This window comes from Tsukamurella sp. 8F (genome assembly GCF_029167375.1).
Lineage (GTDB): Bacteria > Actinomycetota > Actinomycetes > Mycobacteriales > Mycobacteriaceae > Tsukamurella.
In genome coordinates, this window is sequence record NZ_JARFTP010000023.1 from 1 (window position 1) to 19,084 (window position 19,084).

Genomic DNA, 19,084 nt, shown 5'->3' on the forward strand with positions numbered 1-19,084 from the left:
GGAGCACACCATGAACAACACCGACCAGCTCAACATCATCACCGCCATCGACACTGCAGAGAATCTCTACTCCGACCTGGTCGCCGGCGACGCCACCGACCCCGCCATCCACCGCGGATTCCGGGACCTGTTCCAGGCCCTCGGTGCCGCCGCACGTGACACTCATCTACACATGGGCTACCTCGACCCGATCCACCCCGAGAAGCACCAGATCCCGATCTGGGAGGCCGGCCGCCGGGCCACCTGGACGGCACTTCAAGCCGACCAGCGGATCAACCCGCTTACCGAACTGCCCTTCTAACCCGGTAGGGGCCGTCCACACGGGCGGCCCTTCCGGTGTGCTTGTCCGGTTGCCCGGACCCGGCGGCGGCTCGTGCACACCGAGGGTTCCCGCCCTCACGGCCTGGCGGCCGTGTCGCGGGAGCGCGGCAACCGTGGCCGAGTTGTCGCGCACTGTGCCGACTACCCCGCTCTAGCTCTGACTCATCTACAGACACAGTCCAGCTCGACCCCTATCGAATCCCCCCAACAACGAAAGGAGCACTCCGTTCCACTTCAGTGCATCTGCACCTCCTTCCACTACCGTGCTCAATTCTGGAGAAGAGCTTTACTTGCGTAAATCTTTTCTCACCAAATCTCTGGCACACTGGCACCTTCGGTGCAATACTGGGCGTGCGCCCCCGTTTGGGTGTGCGTCTCACGGTGTTCGACCGCCGCTGCGCGGCGTGGCCCGCTCCGCGGAGCCCAACGCTTCGCGTTGGTAACGAGCTGGCGGTGAGTGCTTTGGGGTTCCGACGACCGCGTGGATGGAGGTGCAGCAGGTGCTGACGATCGCGCGTCTGTCGAAGTGGGGTGTGAAGTACTACAGCGACACAGCGCGGGCGGTTGAGGCGACGCTGCAGGACCAGCGGTCGAGTGAACGTGTCGCGGCGGGTGTGAGCGTCGGCGCAGCAGAGCCGGTCACGGGGGCATCCGATCACGACGAGAGTGCGGTGGAGCGGTCGAAGCGGTCGGCCGGAGGTGGACTGGGGGAGTACTACACCGAGCACAACACGCGGGCTCCGGTGTGGATCACCGCCGGCGACCGCCCCACGGTCGAGGGCATCGTCGGTGTCACCGACGGAGTGACGGCCAGTAACGACGCGGTCGACAAGTGGATGCAGGAGGGGGTCGCACCGTCGGGGGCGACCGGACAGAAGATCCCGGAGGCGCTGTCGGGGAAACGCGCCCCGGTGCACGGCTTCGATCTGACGTTCTGCGCGCCGAAGAGCATCTCGATCATGCGCGGTTGCGCCACAGGTTCCGATGAGGCGGATGTGCTGCGACGCGCGCACGACACGGCGGTGCGGTCGGCGATGGAGTACCTCGCCGAGCACGCCGGATACTCACGGGTGCCGAACAAAAAGACCGGCAAGAAAGATCTGGTGAAGCTGCCGGGGCTGACAGCAGCGGCGTATCAGCACGAGACCTCCCGCGCGGGGGATCCGCACCTGCACACGCACGTGGTGATGCCGAACCGGCAGGCACGCGCCGACGGCAAACTCGTATCGATCGACTCCAAATCGCTGTACCACGAAGCCCGCGCCGCTGGCACCATCTACCAGGCCGTGCTCCGCGACGAGGTCGCCCGCGAGCTCGGGTGGATGTGGCGTGACGTCGACACCCGCACCGGGCAGGCCGAGCTCGCGATGGTCTCGCGGCAGTCGATCAAGGACTGGTCGAAGCGGGCGACCCGACTGCGAGAGTGGGCGCAGCAACACTACGGCGATCGCACGAGCGCGCCGTCTCCGAAACAGCTCGAAGTCGCTCAGAGAGCCACCCGACCTGTGAAGGCCGAAGAGCTCACGTGGGCACAGTTGCAGCAGAAGTGGGCCGATGATTCCCGCACCGTCACCGTCGACCATGACGGGCACAACCAGGCGGCCGAGAAGTTCGCCGCCCGCGACCGCACCATCCCCGACGCGCGGTCGATCCGCGAATGGGTGGCCGCCGCCGACAAGACCGAACTGACCCGCGCCGACCTCGTCGAGATCCTCGCCGCGCACTGGCCCACCCTCGCCCAAGACCTACCTGCCGACGACGTGCGCGGCGGCATCGAGGCCGCAACCGCGGGGGTGCTGCTACCGATCCAGGCGAGCCGCGAAGCACACCAACGGGAAGGATCGATCACCTACACGAGCGAGGAGATCGTTCTCGAAGAATTGGAAGCGCTCGAAGCGGCCGTGGAGTCCGACGAGGACACCCGATTCTTCGTCGACCGCGACGCAGACATCGCACCGTTCAAGCTGTCCGAGGACCAGTCCGAGGCGATCAGCGAGATCGCCGCGTCACCGCACCGGGTGCAGGTCGTGCAAGCCCCCGCCGGCGCCGGCAAGACGCGATCGCTGAAAGCGCTGCGCCACATCGTCGAGGACAACCGGTACCGCAACCACCGCGCGAACATGTGGGTCCTCGCCCCTACCGGCAAAGCCGCCGACGGTGCCGCGCAGGACGGTGCCGCCGCACACGAAAGGTGCGCGACCATCGCCAAGATCCTCGGCGACATCGACCGCGACGACCACGCCGCCTCGCTGCCGTTCGGCAAGCGTGACGTCATCGTCGTCGACGAAGCCGGCATGGTCGGCAACGACAAGATCGCGCGGCTCATCGCCCACACGAAGGAGACCGGCGCCAAACTCGTCCTAGTCGGCGACAGTCACCAGCTGCAGCCGGTCGCCGCCCGCGCCGGACTATTCGACGACCTGCACCGCAACCTGCCATGGAGCCACGACTATCGACAGGTATTCCGAGTTCGCAGCGAAGAAGAACGCAAAGCCGGGCTGTGGCTGCGCCACGGCACCGGCCTCGAGAAGCGCGCAGCCATCTCCTGGTACGGCTCCAACGACCGCTTGCACGCCGGCGACGAAGTCGTCATGGCCGACAAGGCATGGAACGCGTTCGTCGACGACCGAGACGCCGGCCGCGACACCATGCTGGTCGCCGGCACCCGCGAGATGGTGTGGTCGCTCAACCGCCGCACCCAGCAGTACCTCCACGGACACGACGACGTCGACCGCGAGATTCAATACGGGCGCCAGGTGTCCGCGCACAGCGTGCCGATCGCCAACGAACACCGCGCGATGATCGGCGACACCATCATCACCCGCAGCAACGACCCCACCCTCGCCATCGCACCCCACAAGGAAGGCGACGACGTCGACCAAGTCCGCAACGGCCACCGCTGGACCGTGCACAACATCCTCGCCGACGGCACCATCCACGCCGTCCGCACCCACGACGACGCCCGCGCCGTCCTCACACCGGACTACGTCCGCGAGAACGTCGACCTCGGCTACGCGGCCACCGTCCACACCGCCCAAGGCGCCACCGTCGACCGCACCCACGCACTGATCAACACCGGACGCGCCACCGCCGAAATGCTGTACGTCGCCATCACCCGCGGCCGCGACCGCAACGACATCTACATGCAGCACAGCGACGACATCTCCGACCACGGACACGAACCCCACCGCGACCCCGATGACATCATCGAATACGAGCGCCCAGTCGCCGCATCGATGATGCACCAGGTCGTCGCCCGCAGCAGTCGCCAGCGCACCACCATGCAAGCCATCGACGACGCCCACCACGACAACAACGCCGCCCCATGGACCGGCCGCGCCCGCGACATCGCCGACGCACTAAGGCAGCGAGCCCACGACGCCTACGACCACGACAACAACCGCCGCCGCGGCCGCACCGACGATGCCGCACGAGACGCCGGCCGCACCGACGACGGACCGACGCTGGACCTCTAGCTGTTGCGGGGCGGAACGTATTGACGGCGCTCAACCGTCAGAAGTTGGACGGCGTGGGCTCGTCGACGCCCTCGGAGTCTCGTTCATGGCACTGTGTCCCAGTTTTAGATCACGCTAGGTGGCTACTGGCCGGGCCGTGTTGTGTACCAGTGTGTGAAGCGTCGCAAGTTCCGGAAGCGGACGGCCGTTGAGCTGTCGATTCATCTGTAGTGGAATGGTGGGTGTTTTGTACTGCGTCATACGGTTGCTGGATGTGGATCTCGCTCCATACAAGCCGTTCTTATCTGTGGTGTCGCACACGGGAGTCACATCGCTGACTGGACTTGCCGGGGGTGAGGCGAACGTTCTTTCGAATAGCAGCGACATCTGCGTTGACCCCGGGGGCGTTCACGGAGTTCGTCCTCCGCGCGTTCTACAACGCGGCGTCGCGGCGACATTCCGCAGACCTGCCGAGATACTCCCACCGATTCGCGACGACGATCAGTTCTAATGAGCAGCGGCTGGTCCACATCGGTGTTCCTGATGTCGATCTTTGAGGATGGGGCATCTCTCGAACGATGCTCAGTTCGAGCGGTCGAGCATCTTGCCTAGGGGCCGACCCCTGCCAGGCCGACCGCCGCGACGGGGTACTGAGATTCCTCGGTATCCCGTATCGCCGGCGACCCGAGCCGCGGGTTCAGTCTCGTTCGGCGAGAGGGCGCAGGTCGATCCGTCGGCGGCTTTTAGCGGAGATCATCCCGGGTGCGAGGGTGGTCCAGAAGGTGTGGATGCGCGCAACGAGGTCGGCGCGATTGGTCAGCGCTTCGCTGACCACTTGAGTGCCTGCGACTGCCGAGACGATGATGTGGGTGGCGGCCTCGGGTGGGATCGTCAGTTCGCCGCGGCTGTCGGCTGCGTCGAGGTGGGGACGGATGTCGTCGATCCATGCTTGGTACTGGTCGGGTTCGTCCGGATGTCGTTCGAAGGTGTTGCGTTCGAGGGTGAGTCGGACGCTGGCGCGTGCGAGGACGTCGGTCTCGAGGGCTCGGGCGAAGCGGTAGACGAGGTCGACGACGTGTTGTAGCGAGGCAGAGCCCGGCCTGGCATCGGGGGATCGCCACTCGGCCTGCTCGGCGACGATGGCACGAGCAAGCGCCTCTTTCGACTCGAAGTGAAAGTAGGCAGCGCCCTTGGTGACATTCCCCTCGGACAGGATCTCAGCGATGGTGGCTGCCGCGTATCCGCGGCGCTCGAATACGGACGCAGCGGCGTGGAGCACGGTGGTTCGGGTTGTCGTCGCTCGTTCTTGCACGTTGGTGATTGTTTCACTGTCCCGGGGCCTCGGCGGCTCCTGCCCTTGCGTACTAGTAGGTCGCTGGTCACACTAGCACGCGAACCGCATGGACGGTTCGTTCCTGGTGAGCTCGTCGACACAGAGGAGGGTGTTGTGACCGATGTGATGGAGGAGCCGGTCTCTGACGGGCTCTGTGATCTCGTGCATAAGACCGTCGAGACCGCGGCATTGATCCAGAGCTGTCAGGTCGGTGATCGTGGGCGATGTACCGCCGGAGTCGACTGGTCGCCGTATCGGACCGCCACGTACTCCCGTGCCGGGGCCGTAGATCTGGTCGTTCTGGCGGAGACCGTGCGGCAGCTGTCGATGGCGGTGGCTCACGTCGGGTTCGCGGTGCCGCGAGCGTCGGCGTTCGCGATGTCGCGTTTGACTGCCGAGGTCGGAACGGGAATGGATGCGCTCACGCCATCGGAGCGGGTCGAGGTCACAGCGGAGGCGACGTGCCGGGACGTTGTGATGCGCGCCGGCGCATTGGACCGGATGTCGGTCGACGTCGACCTGGTGGCATCCGATCGACGGATCGGTCGCGGTTCCAGCTACTTTCGCGTTCTTCCTGCCCAGGTCTACAGACGCCTCCGAGGGTCGCGCCGACCTCGGGGGCGGGTCAGCAGTCGCTCACGGTTCCCACCTACGCAGGTAGGGTGCGGCTCCGCTCGGGACGTTCTCTTGGGGCCGGCGGCCTCCGACGACGGTGTGCATCTCGTCGTCGATACCACGCATCGCGGCTACTTCGATCACCCGAACGACCATGTTCCCGGAATGGTGGTGGTGGAAGCCAGTAGGCAGATGTACCAGCTCCGCCGGCGGCGTGTGCCGACGAAGATGGACGCCCGCTTCCACGTCTACCTCGAACTCGCCGCGGACCCGCTGATCGAGATCGACGATGGGATCGACGGGTCGCCGGTGATCCGTACGTACCAGGCGGATACATCCGCTGCGGAAGTGTCCTTTGGCAAGACTGTCCCGCAATGACTTTCGCGCTGCTCGTGACGGGCGGCGCCGGGTTCATCGGTTCGGCCGTCGCACGGGAGCTGAGTGCGCGCGACGATATCCGGGTGACCTGGGTAGCGCACCATCGGCGGGTGCCGTCGCAGCCGGGCCGGAGCCGGGTGATCACACGCAATATAGCAGATCCTGCGTCCATTCGCGGGATCACCGTCGGTGCGGATGCGGTTCTCCATCTCGCCCACGCGATCACGGGTCCTGTCGAACGCCTTGTCGCGGTCAACGATGTGGGGGCCCGGACGATCGCGCACGAGGCCGCCACGACGGCAACGCGGCTGGTGGCTGTGAGCACCGCCGCGGTCTACGGCCACGCCCTGTCTCCGGGTGTGGACATCCACCAGCTCCGCGAAGCTCCCGGTTCTGCTGTCAGTGCGACCCGAACCGCAGGCGACAAGCACATCGTGGACGCCGGCGGAACCGTCGTGCGGCCCCATCTCGTACTCGGTGCCGGCGACCGCTGGGTCATCCCCCGCGCGGCTGATCTCGTGGCCCGGTTCGGTTGGGCGATCACCGGCGACGCGGTGCACTCCGTCATCGACGTCGATGACCTCGCCGTCCGCCTGATCTCGGCCGCCGTCGATGATCCCGCGCCCCCCGGCGTGTGGCTCGCCGCCGAACGTACGCCGCGGTCCCTGCGCCCTTCCATCGCGACCGAACTGCAGCGCAGAGGCCTGCGACCCGCCGATCCGACCGAACCGGCACGCATTACGTCGTCGGCGGAGTCTCAGGCGCTTGAGCACGACCGCATGCTCCTGTCGACGAACCACTACCTGACGTGCACCTGCGCGAATGCTCCGGCCGCGTTCCGAACCTGAAACAGACTGCACCAGAGAGGCATTCCATACACATCAGTTGCGCTTCTGGCAAGCAAACCGCATGTGCGGTACGTTGTCGTCGACGCCGACGTTCGGCGTGACCGAGACGAAGTCAGTACGCCTGTAGCTGATAGGAGGAACCTGATGGTGGACTGGTCGGCAGCCCGCTTCCACGGACGACACGAGTACGAACAGGAGGAGGACGCGATCTTCCGCAGCCGATGGATGTGCACGGTCAAGGCCTCGGAGCTGTCCGAGCGCGGTAGCTTCCGCACAGTGGAGGTCGGCGGCGAGTCGATCCTGCTGGTGCGCTCCAAGGACGGCATCGCCGGATATGTGAACCTGTGTCTGCACCGAGGATATCCTTTGTGCGAGAATGCGAGCGGTCGGTTCCGTGGCGCCATCACGTGCGGATACCACGGTTGGGCATACGGATTCGACGGCAAGCTCAAGGGCATCCCACTGCGGCAGGATTTCGAGGACGTGCCGCAGGGGAGCCTGCACCGCGTGCAGACCGACGAATGGCTCGGTTACGTGTGGGTCAACCTCGATCCGCACGCGCGATCGCTCCACGCCCAGATCGATCCGCTGCTGGAGGCTCGGTTCGGCGATCTCGACCTGCCTGCCCTGTACCGCCCGGATCAGTTGGAGGTCGCCGCATCACGTGAGTATGTGGTGGAGGCGAACTGGAAACTGATCGTCGAGAACTTCTGCGAGTGCTACCACTGCCCGACAATGCACCCCGAGATCTGTAAAGCGCTGCCGGAGTGGCGATCCGGCTACGGAACCGTCAGCGGTCACGAGGGCAGGCCGAACACCGACGGATCCCAGCTCTCCCCCAAAGCCACCGGCTTCTCCCTCTCCGGTACGGCCGTCGCCGCCCCCCTGCCCACCGTGCCGGACCGGTACCTACGCACCTTTCATGGCCTGTTGCTGTGGCCGAACGTGCACGTGATGTTCCTGCCGGACCACGTGATGTGCCAACGTTTCTTCCCACTGTCGGCGACACGCACCAAGATCGTCTCGGACTGGCTCTTCCACCCGGAGGCGATCGCCGCCCCCGGATTCGACCCTTCCGATGCGGTCGGCCTCGTCGATACGACCGCCCGGCAAGACTTCGACGCATGCGAGCGGGTCCAGCGAGGGGTCACCTCGCGATTCTTCAGCGAGCGCCACACACCCCATGAACAGCTCATCGCGGGATTCAGGGCATGGATCGACGCTCAGCTGGGTGCCTCGCTGGACGATTCCGTCGAGCCCGGTACATCCAGCGCCGACGACCTTTCCGACGCGCACGCCGCAGTCTGATCCACCCGACGCTGAGGGAGGCCCGCATGGTCACATCGATTCCCACGCTCCACAAACCAGCCACCTATCTCCCCGACCACGTCATCACACTCGAGGAGACGCTCGCACTGATCACGCGCGAGCACGCGAACGCCCGAGCCCTCGATCAGGCCCTCAGCATGATCGCCAACACAGGTGTCCAGGCCAGGCACCTCATCGACCCCATCGACCGCGTGACAGCCCCTCGCGGATTCGGAGAGCGCAACCGCACATTCGAAGCCGAGGCCAAGCGTGTCACACCGGCGCTCGTCGACGAAGCCCTCGACCATGCTGGACTCGACCGCCCCGACATCGACGCCGTGATCTTCGTGTCCTGCACGGGGTTCATGATGCCGTCCATGACCGCATGGCTGATCAATCGGCTGCGCCTGGACCCGACGACCGTCCAGATCCCGATCTCCCAACTCGGCTGTGCCGCCGGCGCGGCCGGAATCAACCGCGCAGCAGACCACGTGCGCGCACACCCTGGAGCGAACGCCGTAGTCGTCAGCTGCGAACTATGCTCCCTGTGCTATCAACCCGCCGACGACAGCGTCGGAAGCCTGCTGTCGAAGGGCCTGTTCGGTGACGCGATGTCCGCCGCGATCGTTTCCTCAGGCCCCACAGCGACCGACGCAGACGGCCTCCAGATCCACAAGGTCGGCAGCTATCTCATCCCAGACACCGAGAGATGGATCTCTTACGACGTGCTCGACAGCGGCTTCCACTTCCGCCTGGACAAGCGAGTGCCATCGATGATGGCCCCCATCGCACCCCGGATCGCACAGTTCGCCGCCGACTACGCCTGGGACGTCGACGACCTGGACTTCTACATCATCCATGCCGGCGGGCCGCGGATCCTCGACGAACTCGGCACCAGCCTCGAAATCCCCCTCGACGAGTTCCACCACAGCCGCGAGACCCTCACCCAGTGTGGGAACATCGCCAGCTCCGTCGTTCTCGAAGCGACCGCCAGAAGCTGGGATGCCGGGGTCATCAGCCCCGGAGCACGTGGCCTGCTCGCAGGGTTCGGCCCAGGAATCACCACCGAATCCTCCCTGCTGACCGCCGTCGGCGAATTCCCCACCACGCAGACCCTGCCGACGGCATCCACACCGATGCGCGGCTCGCACGGCGACCGCGAACTCGTAGCCGCCCACACCCCGGCCAAGCCACGTTGACGCACACCCTCCTGAGCGGATACGTCGCCGGGTTCGCGCTTGCGATGCCACTAGGGCCGTTCGCGATCCTCCTGATCGGTATCGCCGCCCGCAGCTCGATCCGAGTCGCCCTATGGGGCGCACTCGGTGCCGCCCTGGCGGACGCCGTCTACGCCACCGTGGCGGTCTTCGCCGGGGCAGCAGCCGCACGGATCATCGCCCCGGTCGAAAGCGAGCTCCGGATCGCGGCCGGAGTCATCCTCATCGGCATGGCCCTCTACATCGCGTCGAGTGCCCTCAGACAGGACAAAGGCGACACTCCTCAACGCGCGATCACGCTGACACCGATCCGCGTGTTCCTGACCCTCTTCACCCTGACACTGGTCAATCCGTGGCCGCTGGTGTACTTCACCGCACTGGTACTCGGCGGCGGAATCGGCACAGGCTCAGTGATATTCAACCTCGGCTACGTGATCGCCGTCCTACTCGGATCACTCACCTGGCAAGCACTCATCGCCTCGGCAGGCGGGCTCGTCGGACGACGGATCCTCGCCGGAGCAGGACGCACGGTCTCCAGCCTCCTATCCGCCGCTCTGATCATCGCCCTGTCCATCTTCATGATGGTCGGATGAGCTGGCTACCCGAGGGTCCGTTCTAGCGCAACATACGCACCGCAGAGGGGCGGAAGCTCGCCGAAGAAGTCATGGGAATCGGTGCGTACTCGGTTCAGCCGCTCCAGCTCTTCCCTCAAGATAGGTTGCCCCGGGTAGCTGCCGAGCTGGATCCTGCGCTCACGTCGCCGGGCTTGGATCGTCGAGTCGGGGAGACGTCGGCGTTGTGGTCTGGTCGCTGCAGGGTGTCGGCTGCGTTAGGTCGTCGGGGGCAGGCCGAATAGTCGGAGTGCGGTGTGGGCGATGTGTGGTGGTCCGTCGGTGTGGAAGTGTCCGGTGGTGGCCGCGTCGGTGATGGACATCGTTCCTGAGCCGATGGCGGCGAGGGTGGGGAGGTCGGTGGTCACTGTCAGGTCTGGTGGGCGGGATTGGTCGGTGGTGACGGTGACGGTGGCGTTGGTGACCAGGGCGTAGAGGGTGGCGGCGGGGGTGTCGAGGCGGTAGCAGTGGTCGACGTCGGTTGCGTGTTCGGGGTGGAATGCGGAGGTGATGGTGAAGGCGAGCCAGTCGGGGTCCCAGTGGTCGGAGGGCGGCGCTGGTGGGAGGGTGGCCGCACCCCAGCGTGTCAGGGGTGCGAGTGCTGCTGCGAGTGCTCGGCCGTGGTCGGTGAGTCGGTAGACGATGCCGCTGGGTTCGCTGGTGACGGCTCGCTCGATGATGTCGTCGTGTTCGAGTTGCTTGAGGCGGTTCGACAGGAGGCTGGTGCCCAGACCGGGGAGACCGTCGAGCAGTTCGCCGAAGCGGCGGGGGCGGACGGCCACGTCTCGGACTATCAGCAGTGTCCATCGTTCGCCCACGAGGTCTAGTGCGTGTGCGAGTCCGCAGTACTGGCGGTAGCTCCTGCGTGTCACAGTGTTGCAGTATCCCTGACCGGCGGCGTCGTCGTCGGGAGGTGGGTGCGGCGTAGCGCTTGGATCATCAGCACGTGGAGGGTGGTCGCGGTGGTCACCAGGAACGTGGGGAACAGCAGCATCGGTGGCTCGGCGAACATCGCCGTGTCTGCCGATCCGTGGAATATGCGCAGGACGCCGGGGTAGTTCCCCAGCCCGAGGGTGACGGCCATGAGCATCTCTGCGAATCCGGCGACACCCCATGCCAGGAACAGCCGGCGCCAGCGTGTTCCCGGGGTGTGTACCTGTGCATGACGGAGATAGACGATCGCCGCGGCACCGGGGGCGGTCACACCGATAGCGACGTCGCCCCAACCGGCGGGGTAGGCGAACAGCGCCGGCAGCGTGCCGCGGTGATGCAGTTCGATGAATACCGATCCGACTACCCGCCCGGTTTCGAACAGGGTCAGCAGCGTGAGCGGTACCCGCGCGCCGAGCCCGCGCAGCAGGTCGCCGGATCGCCGCGCCAGGGCGGGGACGACGACGATCGGTATCGCCCAGGTGATCAGTACCCACAGCGGAACCCATCGGCCGGCGTCGGCACCGAACAGGATTCCGGCCCGGGCCAGCGCGACCACGGCGACGAGCCATGCGATCCAGACCGCGCACGCCGCCGCGCCCCACCGTGCCGCATCGGCGCGGCCGCTGGATGTGCGCCGTGCCAGGTAGACGATGCCGCCGATCGCGAGTGGCACCACGCCGATGGCCGTCAGTACCGGTACCGCGACTTCTGTGGGGATGACGACCCCCTGTGATGTGGTTAACATTCAAGTAGAGTACTTCTAAAACAAGTAGCACACAACGGTGTGTCGTCCAGGAGGTCTCCCATGGATGTCTATCGCCGCTACGACGTCGATCTCGTCGTCGACGGCACGCCCTGCGCCGCGTGGCTGTACCGGCCCACGGGCGGAGGGGCCTATCCGATCGTGGTGATGGCGCACGGCCTGGGAGGGCAGCGCGTGTTCGGCCTGGAGCCGTTCGCCGAGGGGTTCGCGGCGGCCGGGTACGCGGTGCTGCTGTTCGACTACCGATACTTCGGCGGCAGCGGAGGACAACCGCGTCAGCTCGTCGACATACGACGTCAGCTCGACGACTGGCGCGCCGCGATCGCCTTGGCGCGGGTGCTTCCGGACGTGGACGCCGACCGCATCGCACTGTGGGGCACGTCGCTGTCCGGCGGACACGTACAGGTGTTGGCGGCGCATGATCGCCGCATCGGGGCGGTCATCGCCCAGGTGCCGTTCGTCGACGGTCTGGTCTCCGCCGCGTCCACCCCGCCCCGGCAGGGTGCTCGGCTGATCGCGGCAGGGATGCGTGACGTGATCGGGACCCGCCTCGGCCGCGCCCCGCACCGGATCCGGTTGTTCGGTCCGGCCGGTGGCACCGCGGTGATGTCGGGCCCCGGCGTCGAGGAAGCCATCCGCACCATGATGCCGCCCGGCCAGTGGGATGAGACGGTACCCGCGCGCCTCGTACCGCAACTCGCCCGCTACCGGCCCGGGCGCTGCGCCGGCGACGTCACCTGCCCGATGCTCTACCTGATCGGCGACCACGACGACATCACCTCACCCACCGCCGCAGCACGCGTCGCACGCCGAGCACCCGACGCCGAGCTCATCCATTACCCGATCAACCACTTCGACATCTACACCGACAGATGGCGCGACACCGCGATCGCCGACCAACGCGACTTCCTCGACCGGAACCTTCCCCTCCGCTACCGCTGATCACCCGCCGGCATGGCCGGGTAGCAGGCGCGCGTCATCGGGACGCCGGATCGGGATGGACGATCGTCGGCGACCGAGTACGCCACGCCCAGGTCGCCGGAGAGGTGGCTGTTCGGCACCACTGTGCTCCAACTGCCCGGACGGATCGGCTGGGTGGCCGTGTTCAGGCGTGGAGGTATCTGCGGAGGAAGGTGTGCCATGTTCGGGTGTAGCTCTCGGCGAGTGTCGAGTCGGGTGCCAGTCTGTCCCAGGCGTGGAAGGCGCCCGCGTAGACGTGCAGATCAGTCGGAATGCCTGCGGTGATGAGTCGTCGTGCGAAGTCGATGTCCTCGTCGCGGAAGACATCGAACTGGGCTGCGGCGATGCGGGACGGCGGGAAACCGCTGAGGTCGCTCGCTCGGCCTGGGGCGGCGACGGGGTCGACGACAGCGGCACCGGTGTCATCGACAGCCCATCCCATACCACCCCCAGCAAAGGCCACCGCGCCCTACAACAGCTGGCCGAGAACCGGTGGGACCTCGCAGTGAGACCGAACCGCTACGTGGACGCACCCACCGCCGTCGCCGACCGCGATCGGATCCACGGCAGCAACTACAACTGGACCAGAGAGGAACTCGTGCAACGGTGCGGCAAAGAGCTGGATCACACGCTGCTGGCGGACTGGGCGCGTACGAAGACCAACGCCGTGCGGCTTCTACGAGGCGGTCGCCGCACATGACGACGGGACGAAGCGTGGGAACAGCCCGGCTTGAAGGTGTCGTCCACGGCCGCGGCTTCCCCATCGCGTGCCGGCGGCGATCACCGGTACTGATCGGCCCTACCAGAGTCGGCAGTGATCGAGCTCATCATCTCTGAGGCGCAGCCGTAGATGCGCCTGACGTTCGCGCTCGGTGAGTCGTGAGCATGTGGGTTGCGATCGCTACCAGAGCCAGGGCGGCGGCGACCCAGGGCAGATGAACGAATCCGACTCCGATGCCGAGTGCGATACCACCGGCGCCCGCGCCGAGGGCCTCGCCGAGGTAGAGGGCCGACGAGTTCAGCGAGACGGCGACGGTGGGCTGGTCGGGTGCCTCGGCGATCAGGCGGTGCTGCTGGGGCGGGGTGAATGCGACCATGGCCGCGCCCCACACCAGGGCGATCACGGCGACGACAGTGACAGAGCCCGCGAGGGGCACGACCAGCAAAGTGAGAAGGAGCAGTAGCAGGGTGCCGGTGATGGTGGCGTCTGCCCCGACGTGGTCGGTCAGTACTCCAGAGGCCAACGACCCGACGAAGGCGCCGATCCCGTAGAGCACCAGCAGCACGGTCAGGACCGTCCCGTCGACGTCGACGGTGGCGTGCAGGATGTCGGCGATGTAGGTGTAGGCGGTGATGCCGGCTCCGACGGCGAACGTGGTGACCGCCAGCACCGACAGGATCCGAGGGTGTGCCAGCAGACCGACCCGCACGCGTAGTGATGCGGCGCCGCTCTCCTGCGCGGGCGGGTCCCCCAACGCGGCGCCGATCGCGACGGCCGCGCACGCGCCCATGGCAGCGACTAGCAGGAGCGCGGCACGCCACGTGAATGTCTGGGCCAGAGTGGTGCCGGCCGGGACGCCGACCGCGATGGCGCCGTTGAGCCCGCTCATCACGACTGCGACCGCACGCCCGCGATGCTGGGCGGATACCAAGGCCGTGGCCGTGCCGACGGCGGCGGGCGTGAATGCCGCCGCACCGAGCGCTGCCACCCCACGGGTCGCCAACAACACCGACAGGGTCGGCGACATCGCTGTACCCAGGTTGGCCGCGGTGAAGACGGTCAGGGCCGCCACCAAGACCCTGCGCGGCGGCAGGTGCGCCGTGGTGGCTGCGATGACCGGCGTCGCGACCGCGTACACCACCGCGAACACCGTGACCGCCTGCCCTGCGGCGGCCTGCGTAGTCGACAGCGATGCCGCCAACGCGGGCAGAATCCCGCCGAGGATGAACAGGTCGGTGCCGATTGCGAACGCCCCGAAGCCGAGCAACCACACCTTGCGCATGGCCAGACCTCCCGTGTCGAATCCGGGCTCCGGTGTGTTCCGGTGCCCATCGACCAGACGACCACGCCGCGACCACGGGATCGAGAAGCAGATCGCGCACGAGCGTTCATCTCAGATGAACGGTCCCACGAAGCTATGAGTCAGCCGCCAGCTCAGTGCGCAATTCGGGGATCAGCCCGACCACGGCGGCGACGCCGGGTTCGTCAGTTCGGTCGCGCCAGACCAGGTGGAGTCGGTGCTGCGGACCGCGCTCGACCAGTGGGATCACTCGCACACCCGGATGGGTGATGTCCGCACGGTGCGAATGCACCAGAGCGGAGCCCGCGCCGGCGGCGACCAGCGACAGCTGTTGTTCCTGCTCGTGCAGCCGATGCAGTCGCCAGACCGGGCGTACCTGCTGCTCGGCGAAGAATCGTACGGTTGCATCGTGCACCCCGGGTGCGGTGTCGCGTTCGTTGAGCAGGAACCGCTGCCCGTCGAACTGCGCCATCGACAGCCGAGTACGCCCGGCCAACGGCCCTGGCGCGGCGACCGCGACGAAACTGTCCTGGTAGGTCGCCACCACCGTCGAGTCGACCCCGTCGGCGGGCAGCGGGTCCCGGACGATCCCCAACGAGAGGTCACCGCGCAACAGCGCGGCCAGCACGTCCAGGCTCCACATCGACTCAGCCACCAACTCCACCCCAGGTCTGCGCGCGGCCACGCGACGACCGAGAGCATCGATCAGGTGCGCCGAACCCGGCGCGAATCCCACCCTCAGCCGGGCCTGTTCGCCGGTACGCATCCGAGACGCGTCCTCCGACAGCTGGTCCGCGGCGACCAAGACAGCCTGTGCGCGCCTCAGTAGCTGCGTCCCCGCATCGGTCAACGCCACCCGCCGACTCGTGCGCTCGAACAGCACAACGCCCAGCTCACGTTCCAACGCCTGGATCCGCTGCGTCACCGACGCCGGCACAATACGCAACCTGTCCGCCGCACGACCGAAGTGCAGCTCCTCAGCAACCGCGACAAAAAACTCCAGATCCCGTAGCTCCACCACCCCACTCCAACACACCGACCGAACAGCCAGCGGCTCCCGATTGATGAGGCATCATCTCCGACGGTGAGGGAGTGCAGCGCCGGGCCGTCAGTTCTGGTCTATGAGCTGGCGGATCGTCACGTCGAGCGGGTCGAGGTGCACCGACGACCGGGGGCCATGACGTTCGTGAGACGCGGTGCGAGATCGGCACAGGCTACCCTCGGCGGGGTGGCTAGCCGCAGCAGCGCCTGTCGTGGCAGCCGACTGTCCGGTCCGGCGATCGCTATCGAGCCGAGCACCGCCTCGTCGACCGGGTCGACAAGCGGGGCTGCGACGCCGGCGTGATTGTCGTTGAGGGACAGAGAGTAGCCGTCCTCCCGGGCCTGTGCGAGGAGGTCCGGGAGTCGCCCCGCCTTCTCGGCGTGGCGAAGCGCCTGCGAAGCTGCTCCGCGGTCTACCGGTACTGGTCCGCCGGCGAGGGCGAGCGCGTTCACCGGGACCTCGCGAGCGAGCATCAGGCGATCTGCCCAGCCGTGGTGGACGGAGATCCGGAGCTGTGCGCATGACTGCTCACCGACCACATCGAGACGACCGCCCGGCTGATGCTCGACAAGCAGCCGACCTCCGCATCGAGCGCATCGTGTTAGGGACCGGGTTCATCCGTGCGCCACGCTCTCATGGCCACGTCGACGGATCTGCGCAGCCGATCACGGGAGACACCGTCCCGTGCCTGCGCGGCGAGGCCGGTGAGAACCGTGTCCAGGTAGGTCGAGAGCGCATCCGCCTCGGCGACGGACGGCAGCTCACCGTCGTCGACAGCGTGCCGCAGGCGATCGCGGATCCGGTCGCGGGTGATCACGCGGCGCGGCGCCAGCATCGGCTCACCCATGACGAGGCATCCCGGCGGATGGTCGTCCGCGGTGAAGTGGTCGACCGCGGAATGCAAGAGCCGCTCGACGGCGTCGCGGACGACCGGCTCGCCCAAGTCCCGGTCCAGGCCTTCGTCGAGCCGCGCAGTGTAGAGGGCGACCGCCTGATCGTAGAGCGAGCGCTTGTCACCGAACGCCGCATCGATGCTGGGCGGCGCGACTCCCATGGCCGCCGACAGCCGGGCGATCCCGACTTTCTCGTATCCGTCGCGCCAGAACTCCTCGAGTCCAAGACGGCGTCACCAACGTCAGCCCTCATACATCTAGCGAGGAAGCGATTACCGGGGCAGTAGGTCGGTGCGTGCTCCGCGGCGGTTCGCCTGCCACTCGTCGATCGTTGCCCGGGCCCAACCGCGGGTCCGACCGGCCTCGACGTCATGCTCCGGCATCAGCCCCTTCTCCATCAGCTCGGAGCGCTTGCCGCCGCAGCGCACTCATCGATCACCCAGACCGACTACGCACCACCGATCTGGGTATGCCCTATTTGCCGCCGCCTCCAGGTCACCAGAGGAAGCCTGTACGTCGTCAGCTGACGTTGCCACGGTAGTGATGAATGGGCCATCGGTGTACCGGTCCATGCCCGCGAGGAAGTGTGTTGCAGGACAGCAGGTCCGCCACATACTGACGTCCATGAGCGACACCACGCCCTCCAAGGAATCCCTGATCGACGCCGAGCTCGCCCGCGTACGGGACACCATTGCCACACGCGTCTCCGACCTCGTAGACGCATACCGCGAGTACAACGAGCTCAAAGACGCCGCCCGCGACATCATCGCGCGGCGCGATGCCGCCGAGAAGCGATACCGGGACGCGCGTGACTGCGCGCAGCGCGACGGCGTCGGCGCGGACACCCTCGCCAACTTCACCCGTCCTCCCACCGCACCGAACCGGCCCCAGCAGAAGCGCGCAGTCAAGACCGGTACCGGGAAGGGCCGTCGATCGATCGCCAACGCTCAGAACAACCGCAAGACCGCAGCCGCGCAGAACACCACCGCGCAGCCGCACGAACAGCCAACCGGAGTGCCGGCGTGACCCACTCCCAAGCAGCGCAGGAGACCGTGTACATCACGGCCCTCCCTGTCTCGGACATGTTCGTCGACCACACCTACCAACGTGACTTGGACGAACGACGTGCCCGCGCCATGGCTGCCGCCTGGGACCCTCGTCTGGTCGGTGTCGTCGACGTCTCGGACCGCGGCCCGACCCGACGACCACGCTTCGCTCTCGTCAATGGGCAGCACCGGTGGGCGGCGTGCACGATCGCTCGTGCTGCCACCCATCTCGTCGCGAACGTCCATGTCGGACTCAGCATCGCCGACGAGGCGCGACTGTTCGGCGCCATCGACCGCACCACCCGACCATTGACCACCTGGGCCCGCTGGAAGGGCCGCCGCGCCGCCGGAGACCCGGTCGTGCTCGGTATCGACGAGATCGCCGGACGTTATGGGCTGCGAGTCGCTCAACAACGCGGATACGTGCTCATGTGCTTCGCGACGCTCGAACACTGCTACACCGTCGACCCCACTGCACTCGCCCTCACACTCGAACTCATCACCGACGTGTGGCACCGCAACACCGACGGCCTGCGGTCCGGCATCGTGCGCGCACTGTTCGAGATCATCCGCTCCGACGAGTGCGACTCCGGTCCACTGGCGGACGCCCTCGACGAGATCACTCCCACAGACCTGCACAGCACCGCGGTCGCGGCATCACGGGACTGGCGAGCCGGACAGCACTGGATGCACTGCGCCCGAGTGATCATCGACGCCTACAACACCGTCGCTCCAGCAGGCGCCGCGGCCCACTTCACCGAGATCCTGCAGCAGGCCGCCGCCACACCCGAGACAGACAACCGGAAGGACCCGTCGACGTGACCACGGCCGGCACCGCCGTCAATCTCCCCGCACTCCGCGCACTCGTCACGGACCTGCTGCCCCCCGACGTGACCGCGACCGCCCGCCGCTGGCCGCGAGCGCGTCTCGACCGCTTCATCGGCGACGAGCTGCCGCTCGGCCTCGCTCCGGCTCATGCGCTCGGTGCCGTCGCCGCGCTCTACGGTCCGTTCCGTGCGGACCTGTGGCTGCGTCACCGCACCTGGGCGATCACCGAGCACGAACCCGGCAACCTCGAGCATCTCGCGGACGCGGTCGCCGTCCTCCGCTCGCACCGCTGGGCTCTCGGAATCGAGCTCTTCGATCGCGAGAACATCGACGGCGGAACGGGCATCTGGGCCCCCGAGCTCTATGTCGCCGGATCCACCCCGGCACGCATCATCGCCGCCGCCCGGCGCGTTCTCGACGGCTGGCAGCTCGCACACAGCCCTACATCGCAGACACCGCACTACATCTGGTACTGGAGCCGGGCCACCACACCGGCCAGCTCTTAGCGCTGC

General features: G+C 67.0%; 19 protein-coding genes and 1 pseudogene. 12 read left to right on the plus strand and 8 right to left on the minus strand.

Annotated elements, in window-relative coordinates:
- Both P0W64_RS16295 and mobF read left to right on the plus strand, forming a co-directional pair.
- Positions 1 to 301: hypothetical protein (locus P0W64_RS16295; RefSeq protein WP_275481209.1), on the plus strand; the 301-nt coding region annotated here is incomplete at its 5' end.
- Between the two features lie 505 nt (positions 302 to 806).
- Complete coding sequence (gene mobF / locus P0W64_RS16300; RefSeq protein WP_275481210.1) at positions 807 to 3,797, plus strand: MobF family relaxase; 2,991 nt, start codon at positions 807 to 809, stop codon at positions 3,795 to 3,797.
- Positions 3,798 to 4,473: 676 nt separating this feature from the next.
- Here mobF and P0W64_RS16305 read toward each other — a convergent pair.
- Positions 4,474 to 5,088: a ScbR family autoregulator-binding transcription factor gene (locus P0W64_RS16305; protein WP_275481211.1), complete on the minus strand. Its 615-nt coding sequence runs from the start codon at positions 5,086 to 5,088 to the stop codon at positions 4,474 to 4,476.
- A gap of 135 nt (positions 5,089 to 5,223) precedes the next feature.
- Here P0W64_RS16305 and P0W64_RS16310 point away from each other — a divergent pair, with 135 nt between their 5' ends.
- The 5 genes from P0W64_RS16310 to P0W64_RS16330 all read left to right on the plus strand — a co-directional run bounded on the left by P0W64_RS16310 (position 5,224) and on the right by P0W64_RS16330 (position 10,068).
- The gene (locus P0W64_RS16310) at positions 5,224 to 6,102 is read left to right on the plus strand and encodes an AfsA-related hotdog domain-containing protein (RefSeq protein WP_275481212.1); all 879 of its coding nucleotides are present in this window, start codon (positions 5,224 to 5,226) and stop codon (positions 6,100 to 6,102) included.
- Complete coding sequence (locus P0W64_RS16315) at positions 6,099 to 6,950, plus strand: NAD(P)-dependent oxidoreductase (RefSeq protein WP_275481213.1); 852 nt, start codon at positions 6,099 to 6,101, stop codon at positions 6,948 to 6,950. The genes P0W64_RS16310 and P0W64_RS16315 overlap by 4 nt, the downstream gene beginning before the upstream one ends.
- A 144-nt stretch (positions 6,951 to 7,094) precedes the next feature.
- Positions 7,095 to 8,258 carry an aromatic ring-hydroxylating dioxygenase subunit alpha gene (locus P0W64_RS16320; protein WP_275481214.1) on the plus strand — a complete coding sequence of 388 codons (1,164 nt, stop codon included), beginning with the start codon at positions 7,095 to 7,097 and terminating at the stop codon, positions 8,256 to 8,258.
- 26 nt (positions 8,259 to 8,284) lie between these two features.
- On the plus strand, positions 8,285 to 9,457 hold the full coding sequence (locus P0W64_RS16325; protein ID WP_275481215.1) for a type III polyketide synthase: 1,173 nt from the start codon (positions 8,285 to 8,287) through the stop codon (positions 9,455 to 9,457).
- Positions 9,454 to 10,068 (plus strand): LysE family transporter, encoded by a 615-nt coding sequence (locus P0W64_RS16330; RefSeq protein WP_275481216.1) that lies wholly within the window; start codon positions 9,454 to 9,456, stop codon positions 10,066 to 10,068. The genes P0W64_RS16325 and P0W64_RS16330 overlap by 4 nt, the downstream gene beginning before the upstream one ends.
- Positions 10,069 to 10,304: 236 nt before the next feature.
- Here the strand turns inward: P0W64_RS16330 and P0W64_RS16335 are convergent, their stop codons facing one another.
- Both P0W64_RS16335 and P0W64_RS16340 read right to left on the minus strand, forming a co-directional pair.
- A complete protein-coding gene (locus tag P0W64_RS16335) occupies positions 10,305 to 10,958 on the minus strand; it encodes a helix-turn-helix domain-containing protein (protein ID WP_275481217.1) in 654 nt (217 codons plus the stop codon).
- Positions 10,955 to 11,764 (minus strand): hypothetical protein, encoded by an 810-nt coding sequence (locus P0W64_RS16340; RefSeq protein WP_275481218.1) that lies wholly within the window; start codon positions 11,762 to 11,764, stop codon positions 10,955 to 10,957. The genes P0W64_RS16335 and P0W64_RS16340 overlap by 4 nt, the downstream gene beginning before the upstream one ends.
- 60 nt (positions 11,765 to 11,824) lie before the next feature.
- On the opposite strand from P0W64_RS16340, the gene P0W64_RS16345 reads away from it, so the two are divergent.
- Entirely contained in the window at positions 11,825 to 12,724 is a 900-nt protein-coding gene (locus P0W64_RS16345) for an alpha/beta hydrolase (protein WP_275481219.1), read from the plus strand.
- Positions 12,725 to 12,887: 163 nt separating this feature from the next.
- Here the strand turns inward: P0W64_RS16345 and P0W64_RS16350 are convergent, their stop codons facing one another.
- The gene (locus P0W64_RS16350) at positions 12,888 to 13,184 is read right to left on the minus strand and encodes an alpha/beta hydrolase fold domain-containing protein (RefSeq protein WP_275481220.1); all 297 of its coding nucleotides are present in this window, start codon (positions 13,182 to 13,184) and stop codon (positions 12,888 to 12,890) included.
- Positions 13,185 to 13,265: 81 nt separating this feature from the next.
- Between P0W64_RS16350 and P0W64_RS16355 the strand changes: the two genes are divergently transcribed.
- On the plus strand, positions 13,266 to 13,442 hold the full coding sequence (locus P0W64_RS16355) for a hypothetical protein (protein WP_275481221.1): 177 nt from the start codon (positions 13,266 to 13,268) through the stop codon (positions 13,440 to 13,442).
- Positions 13,443 to 13,569: 127 nt separating this feature from the next.
- On the opposite strand, the gene P0W64_RS16360 is transcribed toward P0W64_RS16355, so the two are convergent.
- From P0W64_RS16360 to P0W64_RS16375, 4 genes and pseudogenes are all read right to left on the minus strand, one after another.
- Positions 13,570 to 14,745, minus strand: coding sequence for an MFS transporter (locus tag P0W64_RS16360; protein WP_275481222.1), 1,176 nt, complete (start codon positions 14,743 to 14,745; stop codon positions 13,570 to 13,572).
- Between the two features lie 133 nt (positions 14,746 to 14,878).
- The gene (locus tag P0W64_RS16365; RefSeq protein WP_275481223.1) at positions 14,879 to 15,781 is read right to left on the minus strand and encodes a LysR family transcriptional regulator; all 903 of its coding nucleotides are present in this window, start codon (positions 15,779 to 15,781) and stop codon (positions 14,879 to 14,881) included.
- 119 nt (positions 15,782 to 15,900) lie between these two features.
- Positions 15,901 to 16,344, minus strand: coding sequence for a hypothetical protein (locus P0W64_RS16370; protein ID WP_275481224.1), 444 nt, complete (start codon positions 16,342 to 16,344; stop codon positions 15,901 to 15,903).
- Positions 16,345 to 16,406: 62 nt separating this feature from the next.
- Positions 16,407 to 16,907 (minus strand): annotated as a pseudogene (locus P0W64_RS16375) (TetR/AcrR family transcriptional regulator); the annotation flags it as partial.
- Between the two features lie 415 nt (positions 16,908 to 17,322).
- Here P0W64_RS16375 and P0W64_RS16380 point away from each other — a divergent pair.
- Genes P0W64_RS16380 through P0W64_RS16390 form a run of 3 tightly spaced genes read left to right on the plus strand, consistent with a single transcriptional unit; the run spans position 17,323 to position 19,078 of the window.
- Positions 17,323 to 17,724: a hypothetical protein gene (locus tag P0W64_RS16380; protein ID WP_275481225.1), complete on the plus strand. Its 402-nt coding sequence runs from the start codon at positions 17,323 to 17,325 to the stop codon at positions 17,722 to 17,724.
- A complete protein-coding gene (locus P0W64_RS16385) occupies positions 17,721 to 18,566 on the plus strand; it encodes a DUF6551 family protein (protein ID WP_275481226.1) in 846 nt (281 codons plus the stop codon). Before P0W64_RS16380 ends, P0W64_RS16385 begins: the two co-directional genes overlap by 4 nt.
- Positions 18,563 to 19,078, plus strand: a complete 516-nt coding sequence (locus P0W64_RS16390; protein ID WP_275481227.1) for a hypothetical protein — start codon at positions 18,563 to 18,565, stop codon at positions 19,076 to 19,078. The genes P0W64_RS16385 and P0W64_RS16390 overlap by 4 nt, the downstream gene beginning before the upstream one ends.
- Positions 19,079 to 19,084 lie beyond the last annotated feature (6 nt).